Here is an 11,931-nt window from a genome sequence, read left to right as displayed (position 1 = left end):
CCATCAGTCCGGGGCATGGCCCGACTGCATCTGTTTGCGCAGGTTGCTTTCCACCTGCGCCACCTCGCGCCGCAAAAGCGCCGCCAATTTTTCCTGCCGGTCCGGCTGCATCCGCGTATCAATCGCCGCGATGGAAATCGCGCCCAGAACTTCGCCCCCCGGCCCGTGCAACGCCGCGCCGATGGCCCATGAATTCGACAGGTACAGCCCCGGATTCAGCGCCCAGCCCCGCGCCTGCGTTTCCACCACCGACCGCGCCACCACATCGGGCGTATAGCCAAGGTAGCCTTCGGCCAGCAGCGGGGTAATCACGTCCAGCACCCCGGCGCGGTCGTCATCGTCCAGCGCCGCCAGCAACGCCATCGCACCAGCGCCCACGCCCAGCGGATGCCGGTCGCCGGTTTTCAACGCCTGACTGCGGATCGGATAGGTGCCTTCCTCGCGGTGAGCGCACACCGCATAAGACCCGCGCCGCAGCGACAAATAGGTATTGTCCCCGCTTTCCGCCGCCAACCGTTGCAGGCTGTCCGCCGCAGCCCCCAAGACATCCATCCGCCGCGCCGCCATCAGGCCCAGTTGATACACCTCGGACCCCAGCACATAGGCGCGGGTTTTGGCATCCTGCTCCACCATTCCCGCCCGGATCAGCGCCAGCATCAGGCGGCGCACGGTGGGGCGGCTTAGCCCGGTCGCATCGGTCAGCGCGGTCATCGGAACAGGGCTGCCACCGCCCTGCCCCACCAGCGACAACAGGGCCAAGGCCCGGTCCACGCTTTGCGCGCCGCCACTGTCCTTTCCTGCTCCTAAAACGTCCATAATATGGATACCCTGGCCTGATTTCCTTTTTATGCTGCGTTATTTCAAATCCGCAAACAAGCAGAAATCACATTTTCTGTTTACAATAACGGCAAACCCGGCTTACCTAGTCCGCGAAATGATGTCCACATTATGAACACCTTTCGACACACACCGTCGGGCATCATCACTGGGAGGAAATCAGATGAAGAAAATCAGCACTTTGCTGGCGGCAACCGCTTTGGTCGCTGGCGCGGCACATGCCGAAACGCTTGTGATGCAGTCGATCTATCCGTCGTCGCTGCCCTTGCTGGGCGACAGCGGCAAACGCCTGACCGAACAGGTGGAAATGCTGACCGGCGGCGACCTGAAAATCGAATTCAACGAACCCGGCGCGATCGTCGGCGGCAATGAAATGTGGGATGCAATTTCCACCGGCGCTGTAGATGCGGGATGGTATTCGCCCGGTTTCGCGCAGGGGATCATCCCTTCGGCTGCGATCTTCACCTCGGTTCCGTTTGGCCCGGACATTCGCGGCTATACCGCATGGTGGTATCATGGCGGCGGCAAGGAAATCTGGGCCGACATTACCAAACCCTATAACATCCACACCGAACTGTGCGCCATTCTGGTTCCCGAAGCATCGGGCTGGTTCGCCAAGGAAATCAACAAACCCGAAGACCTGAAGGGCCTGAAAATGCGCATCTTCGGTCTGGGTGCGCAGGTGATGCAGAAACTGGGCGTCGAAGCGCAATCCATGCCCGTTGCCGACACGCTGACCGGCCTGCGCCTTGGCACGATCGACGCCGCCGAGGTGTCCTTCCCGCTGATCGACAAAGCGGTGTCGATGAACGACTACGCCAAGAACTATTATTTCCCCGGCTGGCATCAGCAAACTTCGCTGATCACCTTTATCGCCAATCAGGACGTGTGGGACGGGCTAAGCGATCAGCAACGCTATGCGATTGAAACCTCTTGCGCAGCGAATGTGGCCTATACCTCGGCGCGTGGCGAAGCCTCGCAGCTTCAACCGCTGGCCGATCTGGAAGCCGCAGGCGTGAAAATCCACACTTGGAACGACGAAATGATGTCGACCTTCCGCAGCGCATGGGACGAAGTCGTGGCCGAACAGGTTGCCGCTGACGCCGATTTCAAACGCGCATGGGAAAGCCTGACCGGCTTCCTTGGTGACTACTCCAAGTGGACCGGACTGGCCTACCTGAAGTAATCTTCTACACCCAAGGGTGGCTGCCCCGCGCCGCCACCCTACCCCCAAGACATAGGTGAGCGATGGACACGTTTCTGATCTGGTCCAACAGATTGGCCGCGCCCTGCCGCGCTGTTGCAAAACTGTGCGGCTGGCTGCTGTTGGTTCTGATGGCCGTAATCCTTTACGATGTGATCGGGCGCAGGTTCTTCGCCACCGGCTCTTTCAAACTGCAAGAACTGGAATGGCACCTGCACGGGGCGATTGCGGTTCTGTGTTTTGGCTATGCCTATATCGAAAACGCCCATGTGCGGATTGATCTTGTGTCGCAACACCTGCGCCGCAACACCCGCCTGTGGATCGAGATTTTCGCCATCCTTGCCTTCCTGATCCCGTTCATGGCCCTTCTGGTCTGGTATGGCTATGACTTCACCCTGCGATCCTTTCAACGTGGCGAGGGCAGCCCCGGCGGCGTTGGCCTGTCGCATCGCTGGATCATCAAATCGGCCATCCCAATCGGCGCAGCCCTGACCATTCTGGGCGGCCTGTCCGTGCTGTTCCGCGCCATTACCGCGCTCAAACGCCCCGATCTGGTAGAGGACGCCCTATGATCGAGCTGATTTCCGCCTCTTTACCCGGCGCAATGTTCCTGTCGCTGGTCGTGGCGCTGTTTTCCGGCGCGCCTGTTGCCATCATGCTGATGGGGATCAGCCTTGTGTTCGGGCTGCTGGCCGTCTGGACCGGCGATATGCGGCTGGTACATGCCACGCTGCTGCCCAACCGCATTTTTTCCGGCACCATCGAAAACCCCGTTCTGGTCGCGGCCCCCATGTTCATCTTTATGGGCCTGCTGATGGAAAAAACCCGCATCGCCGAGGATCTTCTGCTGACGCTCCAACGACTGATGCGCGTGATCCCCGGCGGTCTGGCGTTGGCGGTGGTGCTGATGGGGACCATTCTGGCCGCCGCCACCGGGATCATCGGCGCGTCCGTCGTAATGCTGACCGCGCTGGCCATCCCCACGATGGTGGAACGCGGCTATAACAAGGGGTTGGCCGCTGGCACCGTGGCCAGCGCCGGAACGCTGGGGATTCTGATCCCGCCCTCGGTCATGCTGGTGTTCATGGGGGATTTGCTGTCGATTTCGCTGGGGCATCTGTTCGTCGCGGCCCTGCTGCCCGGTCTGCTGCTGTCGCTGGCGTATGTGCTGTATATCGTGCTGCGCAGTGCCGCCCAGCCATCCATCGCCCCCAAAGCCCCGCCCCTGACCGCCGATGAAAAACAAGGTCTGTGGCTGGAAAGCCTGAAATCCGTTCTGGCCCCGCTGGTGATGATCGTTGCCGTTCTGGGGTCCATCCTTGGCGGTGTCGCCACCCCGACCGAAGCCTCGGGCGTTGGTGTTTTTGCCGTGCTGTTGCTGGGGGCGCTGCGCGGGCGTCTGAACCGGGCCACCCTGAACGAAAGCATGGACGGATCGGTGAAAACGCTGGGAATGCTGTTTTTCATCTTCGTCGGCGCAACCGCCTTTTCCTATATCTTCCGCAAGGTCGGTGGGGAACATTTCATCGTGGAAACCGCCAGCGCCCTGCCCTTTGGGAACTGGGGTCTGCTGCTGACCATGATGGTGATGATCTTTGTCATGGGGTTCTTCTTTGACTGGATCGAAATCACGCTGATCATGCTGCCGATCTTTGCCCCCATCGTGCAGACGATGGACCTTGGCGATCACGTCGCGCGGTCGGAAATGATTTACTGGTTCGCCATCCTTGTATCGCTGAACCTGCAAACGTCCTTTTTGACGCCGCCCTTTGGCTTTGCCCTGTTCTATCTGAAAGGCGCGGCGGGACATCTGCTGTCGATGCGCGATATTTATCTGGGGATCATCCCCTTTGTCCTGCTGCAAATCGTGATCTTGGGCGCGGCGATGCTGTGGCCCGATCTGGTGCTGTGGCTGCCGCGAATGGTGTTTGAATGACGAACCGTCTACAGGGGAAACGCGTCGCCGTGATCGGTGCCGGATCGGTTGGCCCCGGCTGGGGCAACGGCAAAGCCGCCGCCGCGCTATTCGCCCGCGAAGGGGCACAAGTGCTGTGCGTGGACCGCAACCCCGACGCCGCTCGCGAAACCGCGCAGATCATCACAGACGAAGGCGGCACCGCTTTTGCCTTTGCCGGGGACATGACAGACCCGGACAGCGCCCGCGCTATGGCACAGGCTGCACAGGATCACATGGGCGGGCTGGACGTGCTGCATTTCAACATCGGCATCAGCACCCCCGGCGGCATCGAAACCACCGCTTTCACGGACTGGCAAAAGGTCTTTGCCGTCAATCTGGATGCGGCCTTTCACTGCACGCAGGCGGCGCTGCCCCTGCTGGCGGATGGGGGCGGCGCGATTGTCTATATCTCCAGCCTTGCGGGGGAATCCAACGGGCCGTACCGCTATGTCGGGTACGAGGCGTCAAAGGCTGCGCTGCAACGCCTGTCCAAAAGCGTGGCGATTGAATATGCTGCCCGCGGGGTTCGGGCCAATTGTATCCTGCCGGGGATGATCGACACCCCCCACGCCGCCAGCTTCATTGGGCCGGATGTGGATGCACAGGAATTGGCCCGCGCCCGTGCCGCCAAAGTTCCCATGAAACGCCAAGGCACCGCTTGGGACGTGGCAGAAGCGGCGCTGTTCCTTGCCTCGGACGCCGCTGGCTTCATCACAGGGGTCGATCTACGCGTCGATGGGGGCATGGGTACGCAATTCGGCAGCCCGGCCTAGCCCCCTCCCCTGCGGCGCTCTCTGGGGCGTCACAGGGCGGTCTGCTGCTATACCTCGATCACCACATCCGCGATGCTTGGATCGACCCGCCGCACCACGGCCACGACGCGGCTCATCAAGTGGGTTTTGACATAGGACGCATGGAACCGGGACGGGGCAATCAAATGCAACCGCCCGCCGCCCACTGCCACCTCGGTCATGCCGTGGAACCATGCCCCGTAGACCGCCGGATCAATGCTGTGCAATTCCTTCTGCACCTCGGCCCATAGGGTGCCATCGTCCTTGGGGCTGCTTGATGTAGCGGCCCGCAGCGGCACCACATTATCGCTTTGGCTGTCTTGTTGTGGTTGCCCCGGATTCAGCCGCGCCACAAAATCCGGTCCTACGTGATCCCAGACAGGCCGCGTATCTTCCAACATCAGAGCCAAATCCAGCCCATAGACACTGACCCGCCCCCGCGCGCCCTGCCGTTTCAGGACCAGCCAGCCCTTTGCCCGCAGCCGGGCCATTTCGCGTTTGACGGTCCGTGTGTCGACGCACCACAGCCGGGCAATATCCTCTTGCCCCATCGACAGTTCATCCCGTTGCCAATTATAACGTGTGGTGATCAACGACATAACCCGCAACACCTGCCGTTGCACCACTTTATCCTGAGAAAGTGCGAAAGCCATCAAAGCCGACAGAATATCATATTTCCGGCTGGCCGCGTCCCGGCCCACTGGCTTGGCGATTTGCATCGCACGCTCCTTTGCCCTGCCCCATCGCGTTGGTGCGATGTGTTTTTTGCGTTCTGTAAAATCCACGACAACGCCGGGGAATGTTCTGCCTCTGAATTGGTAAAGAATTCGTAACAGCAACGTTCTTTACTCATCTTCGCCAATTAGCGTCCAGAACTCCGATTCTGTCAAGGGCGCTTTCCTTTCGGCCTGCATCCCTTAACCCTTATTTCGTAGAAAGAAGAGGTTCTATGGTTATGGGGGACATTCTTATCTGTCCCCTATTGTGGGCAAAATGTCCCCCTAAATGCAGTATAGGGTGTCATCATGTCCCCTAAACTTAGGCCTATTTCCCAGCCTTCGCCCTGCTTGCCCTGATCTTTGTCTGCCCGGACCGATTCGGCCCCAGCCCCCTTATTCCCAAGGCGTTATCTTCCCCGCAGGGAAGGTCACGATCATTTAATCTTTTCTTTGCCATTTTTGCAAATAAAGCGTATTTGCGGATTGAGGCAGATTTTACGTTCAGTTCAAGGAGGCACTCATGTACACCCACGAAGACCTCGCGCGCTTACAGGCGCAGTCACTCAAGATGCAAAGCTGGATCAGGCAGCAGACATTCAGCCCAGAGAACGCCAAGCGCCTGCGCCGTTTCTCTAGCTGGGAGGTGTCGGAATTGATCCTTGGCATCAACCAATCCACCTTTCGCGGTCGGCTGGCGGCTGAACCGAACCTTCCCGGCGGGGAAGTCGAACCAGATGGTCGTCAGCGTTGGTTCAGCCTGGAAGAAATCAACGAGCTGCGCCGCCGGATGAAGGTGAATCGCAAATCGCTGCTGCCCCCCCGCCCCGCGGGCAAGCGGGCCTTCCGCGCCGCCGTGGCCAACTTCAAGGGCGGCTCGGGGAAATCCACCGTTGCCCTGCATCTGGCCCATGCCGCCGCACTGGATGGCTACCGCGTTCTGGTCGTGGACTTTGACCCGCAGGCCACGCTGTCGCATTCGATGGGCCTGACCGATGTGGCCGAAGATTACACGGTCTGGGGCATCATGGCCCGTGACCTGATCCGCGAAACCGACCGCATGAATGCCGCCATCACCGGCGCGGCCAGCGGCACCGCCCTGCCCCAGCGCAAGATCCCCGCGTCGATCCGTGACATGGGGCTGGAAAACCTGCGCACCCCGGACTTCATCAAGCCAACGGCATGGTCGACCATCGACATCATCCCAAGCTGCGCCAACGCGGCCTTCGTTGAGTTCGCCAGCGCCCAGTACCGGCACCTGAACCCGGAATGGTCCTTCTTCGCTGCGGTGTCGCGCTACTTGGATACGCTGAACGATGATGACTATGACCTGATCCTGTTCGACTGCCCGCCTGCCATCGGCTACCAGTCGATGAACGCGGTCTTTGCCGCTGACATGCTCTATGTCCCGTCTGGTCCCGGCTATTGGGAATATGATTCCACCACCAGCTTTATCGGCCAGTTGTCCGAGGCGCTGGAGGATCTGAGCCACGGGTTCGATGCCACCTTCCCCGCGGGGAAGATCGGCCTGCCCAAGGCGTTCGCCGATATTCGGTTCGTCATGACACGATATGAACCCGGAAACGATCTGCATCGCGCGATGCTCGAAGCGTTCCGCAAAGTGTTTGGCGATCACGTCACCGAACACCCGATTGAAATGACCCGAGCGGTCGAACAGTCCGGGCGCTTCCTGTCCTCGGTCTATGAAATCGACTACCGCGACATGACCCGCGAAACATGGCGGCGCGCCCGCGCCACGTTTGACCGTGGATACGAAGAGTTCAAGGCCACGGTCGTCGCGGCCTGGGACAAGATTTAAGGAGGGAATCATGAGCCGCAAACGCCGCATCTTCGACATCTCCATGCCGACGGACCTGCCAGACGTCGCGCCGTCCGACGCCCCCGCCGACCCCCCTGCCCCGTCGCCTGAAACCTTCCCCACGGGGAAGGAAACCCGCACGGCCCGCCGGGGACCGATGGCCACCGCCATCAGCGAAACCGCCGGGGCCGCCCGCGAACGCCAGCAGGTCGAGGCCCAAATCAGGGCTGAAAATGACGCGCTGGCGCATGAACATGTCCGGCTGAAAAAGCTGGGTCTGGTGCTGGAAACCGTGCCGCTGGACGCGGTGGAAACCTATAAGCTGACCCGCGACCGCGCCCCCGGTTTCGACCCCGAGCTGGAGGAGCTGAAGCAGTCCATTCAGGCCATCGGCCTGTCCAACCCGATCCGGGTGGAACCCCGCGCTGACGGTAAATATGAACTGATCCAAGGCTTCCGCCGCCTGTCTGCCTATCGCACCCTGCTAGAGGAAACCGGGGACGATACATGGGCGCGTATCCCCGCAGCGATCACCCAACAGGGGGACAGTCTGGAATCGCTGTATCGCCGGATGGTCGATGAAAATCTGGTGCGCAAGGACATCTCCTTTGCTGAAATGGCGAAGCTGGCGGTGGACTATGCGGCTGATCCGGATACCGCCGAAAGCGACCCGGACAAGGCTGTGGCCGTGCTGTTCAAATCGGCGGGCTACCAGAAGCGGTCTTATATCCGGGGCTTCATCAAGGTGATTGCGCGGTTGGGGGGCGTGCTGGTCTATCCGCAGGAAATCCCCCGTTCCTTGGGCCTGGCGTTGGCGCAGCGACTGGAAGAGGACGCGGGGCTGTCTGATCGCGTCAAGCTCGAGTTGGAGGGATGGGATAACCGCTCCATCACGGACGAACTGGGTGTGCTGCGCAAGGCCGCCGGATTGGTTCAGCAAGAGGTGGAGAGTGCAGGGGAAGCCGCACCAGTCGCCCCGGCAATGCCCAAGACCCCGGTCGCGGGCAAGGCCAAGACCAGCTTCCAGCTTGAACGGCGCGAGGGACGGGCGAAATGCACCGCCGCCGCTGGACGGTTGGAGATCAGGCTAAGCCGTGACTTTAGCACCATCGACCGCCGCAAGCTGGAACAGGCGGTGCGCTTGCTGCTGGATAATCTGGACTGAAGCAGAACGATCTTCCCCGCGGGGAAGATTGGATTGGCCAGTGCGGTTATGAAATGGACCTTCCCCGCGGGGAAGGTCTTTTGCTGTTCAGGGAAGGGTCACAGCCCGGCGGCTTTGGTCAGGTTGACGCGGAACCTGTCGCGGCGGCGCTGGTAGCGGCGGGTCATTTCGGCGCTGGCATGGCCCAGATGTTTTTGCACATACCGCTCGTCCACCTCGGCGTGGCTGGCCAGACCCGCCCGCAGGCTGTGGCCGGAAAACAGCGCCAGCCGCTCACGCTCTGGCAGGTCAGACCGGATGCCAGCATCCAGCACCGTTTGCTTGATCAGTCGGGCGATGTGCTTGTCGTTCAGGCGTCTGTCCAGCGCCCGTTTGCCATCGCGCGATGTGGCGGTAAAGATCGGGCCAAAGTCGATCCGGGCGAAGTGCAGCCATTGTTCCAGCGCATGTACGGGGCAGGTTTGTTCCGACGATCCACTCCCGATTTCCACCTCGCGCCAGCCGGTTTTGGCGTTCAGAGTCAGCAGGGCGCCTTGCTCTGTGATCTCGACCCAGCCCCGCGAATCCGCGGTGTCGTCCTTGTGGGCATCAATGCTGACGATCTCGGACCGACGCAGGCCCCCGGCATAGCCCAGTAACAGGATCGCCCGGTCGCGCAGACCGCGCAGGTCATAGGGCAGGGTGGCAATCATGGCGCGGATGTCTTCGGCCCCGATCGCGGCCTTTTGCACCGGGGGGCGTGCGTGCTTGCGCTTGATCCCGGCCAACACGCTGGCGATGTGACGGTCGCGCCGGTCCAGCACCATGCCGCGCTGCGCGTAGTTCCAGACAAGGCCAGACAGGCGGCGGTCTATGGTGGCTGCCGATAGGGCAGGGGTCTTGTCCGCAGGGGCCGCCAGATCCGCCAGATAAAGCCCGATCAGGTTCGGCGAAGGGGGCAGGGGATCGGTGCCCTTCAATCGGCACCAGCGTGCAAAATGCGCCCAGTCCTTCGCATAGGCCTTTAGCGTATTGTCCGAGGCTGCCGCGCGGGCATAGCCGCGTGCCGTATCCACCAGCCGATCCATCGCGCCAGACCCCGCGACATGAGAGGGCAGGGCAATGGCGTTTCGGTCCCGGTGCTCCCCGTCGCCAGCCGGGGCATCCACAAGTGCATCTGAGGGGGATAATGTCGGTTTGTCAGTCTTGAAAGCCATTTTCCAATGAACCCGGCGAGAAGATGTTGTAGGTTTTCAGTCTAGGTTTCTATGCCGGATGATGCAAACTTATTGGACATAGATCGAAATGCCAAGGCGCGGCGGTTATTGTAATATTTTAAGGTGTAAAGCGCCGTATAAATCTGGGGTCATGTGAATAGTCGTGCAAGGTTGACCCATCTGCCGCGTTGGTATCGCCGTTCGATAGCCGGGCCAGTTTTGAACGCTCGTTGACTGCCTTGGTTGCCGACAAAGCGTTACAATGCCGTGCGCCATTGGGTTTTGGGGAAATCGTAGCGGTGGACATGATCCAGAAACGCCTGCGAGGCGGGGGACAGTGACCGGCCCGAACGCCGCACCAGACCAATCCGGCGACGTGCCCCGAAATCGCTGATGTCGCGCAGAAGCAATGTTTCGGTGCGCAATACCGGCAAGGTCAGGCTGGGAAGGGCGGTAATGCCCAGACCTTCGGCAACCAGCGCTCCGGCGGTGGCCAGATGGGACACCTGAAATCGGGGGGTCAGGGACATGCCGATCCGCAGACAGGCCGCATCCAGCAATTCGCGCACGCTGGTGCCTTGTGCCATGGCGATGAATGGCATGGCGATCACTTCGGACCAGCGATAGGGGCGATCTTCGGCCAATGGGCCATCCGGCGCGCCGATGGCGACAAAGGTATCATCCATTAGCGGCTGAAAGGACAGGCGGCTGCGGGCTGAAACCGTGCCAGCGGTAAAGCCGATGTCGGCAACGCCTGCTTCCACTGCGTCAAGGACGCTGCCAGACAGGGCATCCATAATCCGCAGGTCCACATCGGGATAATCGGTGGTGAAACTTTTCAGCAGACCGGGCAACAGGCCCGCCGTGACCGAGGGCAATCCCGCGATGGTCAGGTGGCCGTTTCGGGCGGACAGGTGGGCTTCGAATTCTGCCAGCCCGTCCTGTGCGGTATTCAGCATCCGTTCCGCAATCCGGGCCAGCACTTGACCCGACAGGGTCGGGGTGACGTTGCGGGTGTCACGGTCAAACAGGCGGGTGTTCAGTTTTTCCTCGATCGCGGAAATTTGGCGGGACATGGCGGACGGGGATAGGCCCAGTTCATCCGCTGCCGCCCGGAACGATCCCGCGCGGATCAGGGTCAGCAGGGCCTGATAATCGGCAATGTCGATATTGTTGCGTATCATGCATCAATTATGCAGATAAGTTCACTTCTGGCAATGGATGGTTTCGGGCAAACTGCGCACAGCCCCATGTGGGGACAGTTTGGGAGGAAACCAATGAAACATGCACTGATCGCCCTGATGGGAGCGACCCTGCTGGCCGGTCCGGCGCTGGCGGAAAACAAGGATCTGCTGATCGGGTCCACGTCTGCATCATCCAGCCATTACGGGTATTTCGTGGCCGTGGGCCAGTTGATCAACGAAAAGGCCGAAGGGCTGGATGCGTCCGTGGTGGAAACCGGCGCGACGATGGACAATATCCGCCGGATGGCACGCGGGCAGGTTGATCTGGGGCTTGTGACCACGAACACGGTACAGCACGCGGTTGCAGGTAAAAATGCGTTTGACGGCAAGCCGCAGGATTTGCGCCTGCTTTGGGTTTATACCAACGCGCCGCAAAACGTGGTGGTCCGCAAGGACGCGGGTGTGACCGATTTGGCCGGGCTGTCCGGTGTGCGGTTTAATCCGGGCATCAAAGGGTCCAGCACCGAAGCCACGACCGAGGCGGTTTTCAAAACGCTGGGGCTGAGCGCGGATTATGTACGCGGATCGACCACCGATATCGTGGGCGCGATCAAGGATAACCGCGTTGCAGGTTATGTGAAATCCGGGTCGGGTCAGAAACTGGACGGATCGACGATGGATATTGCCACATCCGTTGATATCGGGGTGATCGGACTGACGGCGGCGCAGGCTGACAAGCTGCGCTCGGACATGCCGGATATTTCAGTGGTGGATATTCCGGCGGGGGCGGCGGATGGCATCCCTGCCTATCAAACCTGGAGCTTTGGCGTGGGTGTCGCGGCCCCTGCAACGATGGATGACGATACGGCCTATAAAATCGTGTCAGTCATCATGGCGGATGACAGCGCACAGGCGAATGCGATGGCCAGCCTGAAAGGGGCCGATCTGGCGCAAATGACGCTGGATTACGGCACGATTGCGCTGCATCCGGGCGCCGCGCGGTGGTTCCGCGAAAACGGCTATGATCTGCCTGCCAAACTGCAAGCCGGGAACTGACGGATC

Annotated in this window: 11 protein-coding genes; 7 read left to right on the top strand and 4 right to left on the bottom strand. The window is 60.8% G+C overall.

Annotation, left to right across the window (positions count from 1 at the left end):
* Nucleotides 1–3: 3 nt before the first annotated feature.
* Entirely contained in the window at nt 4–816 is an 813-nt protein-coding gene (locus tag FN828_RS06050; RefSeq protein ID WP_142492515.1) for an IclR family transcriptional regulator, read from the bottom strand.
* A 184-nt stretch (nt 817–1,000) separates the two neighbouring features.
* On the opposite strand from FN828_RS06050, the gene FN828_RS06045 reads away from it, so the two are divergent.
* The 4 genes from FN828_RS06045 to FN828_RS06030 all read left to right on the top strand — a co-directional run bounded on the left by FN828_RS06045 (nt 1,001) and on the right by FN828_RS06030 (nt 4,771).
* Nucleotides 1,001–2,023: a TRAP transporter substrate-binding protein gene (locus FN828_RS06045; RefSeq protein ID WP_235891416.1), complete on the top strand. Its 1,023-nt coding sequence runs from the start codon at nt 1,001–1,003 to the stop codon at nt 2,021–2,023.
* A gap of 62 nt (nt 2,024–2,085) precedes the next feature.
* Nucleotides 2,086–2,613, top strand: a complete 528-nt coding sequence (locus FN828_RS06040; protein WP_142492514.1) for a TRAP transporter small permease subunit — start codon at nt 2,086–2,088, stop codon at nt 2,611–2,613.
* On the top strand, nt 2,610–3,977 hold the full coding sequence (locus tag FN828_RS06035; protein ID WP_142492513.1) for a TRAP transporter large permease: 1,368 nt from the start codon (nt 2,610–2,612) through the stop codon (nt 3,975–3,977). The genes FN828_RS06040 and FN828_RS06035 overlap by 4 nt, the downstream gene beginning before the upstream one ends.
* A complete protein-coding gene (locus tag FN828_RS06030; protein WP_142492512.1) occupies nt 3,974–4,771 on the top strand; it encodes an SDR family NAD(P)-dependent oxidoreductase in 798 nt (265 codons plus the stop codon). The genes FN828_RS06035 and FN828_RS06030 overlap by 4 nt, the downstream gene beginning before the upstream one ends.
* 47 nt (nt 4,772–4,818) lie before the next feature.
* On the opposite strand, the gene FN828_RS06025 is transcribed toward FN828_RS06030, so the two are convergent.
* Nucleotides 4,819–5,508, bottom strand: a complete 690-nt coding sequence (locus FN828_RS06025) for a DnaA N-terminal domain-containing protein (protein ID WP_142492511.1) — start codon at nt 5,506–5,508, stop codon at nt 4,819–4,821.
* Between the two features lie 520 nt (nt 5,509–6,028).
* On the opposite strand from FN828_RS06025, the gene FN828_RS06020 reads away from it, so the two are divergent.
* Nucleotides 6,029–7,324 (top strand): AAA family ATPase, encoded by a 1,296-nt coding sequence (locus tag FN828_RS06020; RefSeq protein WP_142492510.1) that lies wholly within the window; start codon nt 6,029–6,031, stop codon nt 7,322–7,324.
* 10 nt (nt 7,325–7,334) lie between these two features.
* Entirely contained in the window at nt 7,335–8,489 is a 1,155-nt protein-coding gene (locus FN828_RS06015) for a ParB/RepB/Spo0J family partition protein (protein WP_142492509.1), read from the top strand.
* A 98-nt stretch (nt 8,490–8,587) separates the two neighbouring features.
* Here the strand turns inward: FN828_RS06015 and FN828_RS06010 are convergent, their stop codons facing one another.
* Together FN828_RS06010 and FN828_RS06005 are read right to left on the bottom strand one after the other, a co-directional pair.
* Complete coding sequence (locus tag FN828_RS06010) at nt 8,588–9,685, bottom strand: tyrosine-type recombinase/integrase (protein ID WP_142492508.1); 1,098 nt, start codon at nt 9,683–9,685, stop codon at nt 8,588–8,590.
* A 257-nt stretch (nt 9,686–9,942) separates the two neighbouring features.
* A complete protein-coding gene (locus tag FN828_RS06005) occupies nt 9,943–10,869 on the bottom strand; it encodes a LysR family transcriptional regulator (protein WP_142492507.1) in 927 nt (308 codons plus the stop codon).
* A gap of 93 nt (nt 10,870–10,962) precedes the next feature.
* Here FN828_RS06005 and FN828_RS06000 point away from each other — a divergent pair, with 93 nt between their 5' ends.
* Nucleotides 10,963–11,925, top strand: coding sequence for a TAXI family TRAP transporter solute-binding subunit (locus tag FN828_RS06000; RefSeq protein WP_142492506.1), 963 nt, complete (start codon nt 10,963–10,965; stop codon nt 11,923–11,925).
* Nucleotides 11,926–11,931 lie beyond the last annotated feature (6 nt).

Source organism: Thalassovita litoralis, assembly GCF_900182725.1.
In the GTDB taxonomy this organism is placed as follows: Bacteria; Pseudomonadota; Alphaproteobacteria; order Rhodobacterales; family Rhodobacteraceae; genus Thalassobius; species Thalassobius litoralis.
The sequence above is the reverse complement of the archived record's forward strand: the minus strand, read 5'-3'. Positions and strand labels throughout refer to the sequence as shown.

What these genes read in the sequence shown, in the direction of transcription:
- FN828_RS06010 (WP_142492508.1), bottom strand. Translation starts at nt 9,685, where the DNA reads ATGGCTTTCAAGACTGACAAACCGACATTATCCCCCTCAGATGCACTT.
- FN828_RS06045 (WP_235891416.1), top strand. Translation starts at nt 1,001, where the DNA reads ATGAAGAAAATCAGCACTTTGCTGGCGGCAACCGCTTTGGTCGCTGGC.
- FN828_RS06035 (WP_142492513.1), top strand. Translation starts at nt 2,610, where the DNA reads ATGATCGAGCTGATTTCCGCCTCTTTACCCGGCGCAATGTTCCTGTCG.
- FN828_RS06030 (WP_142492512.1), top strand. Translation starts at nt 3,974, where the DNA reads ATGACGAACCGTCTACAGGGGAAACGCGTCGCCGTGATCGGTGCCGGA.
- FN828_RS06050 (WP_142492515.1), bottom strand. Translation starts at nt 816, where the DNA reads ATGGACGTTTTAGGAGCAGGAAAGGACAGTGGCGGCGCGCAAAGCGTG.
- FN828_RS06005 (WP_142492507.1), bottom strand. Translation starts at nt 10,869, where the DNA reads ATGATACGCAACAATATCGACATTGCCGATTATCAGGCCCTGCTGACC.
- FN828_RS06040 (WP_142492514.1), top strand. Translation starts at nt 2,086, where the DNA reads ATGGACACGTTTCTGATCTGGTCCAACAGATTGGCCGCGCCCTGCCGC.
- FN828_RS06000 (WP_142492506.1), top strand. Translation starts at nt 10,963, where the DNA reads ATGAAACATGCACTGATCGCCCTGATGGGAGCGACCCTGCTGGCCGGT.
- FN828_RS06020 (WP_142492510.1), top strand. Translation starts at nt 6,029, where the DNA reads ATGTACACCCACGAAGACCTCGCGCGCTTACAGGCGCAGTCACTCAAG.
- FN828_RS06025 (WP_142492511.1), bottom strand. Translation starts at nt 5,508, where the DNA reads ATGCAAATCGCCAAGCCAGTGGGCCGGGACGCGGCCAGCCGGAAATAT.
- FN828_RS06015 (WP_142492509.1), top strand. Translation starts at nt 7,335, where the DNA reads ATGAGCCGCAAACGCCGCATCTTCGACATCTCCATGCCGACGGACCTG.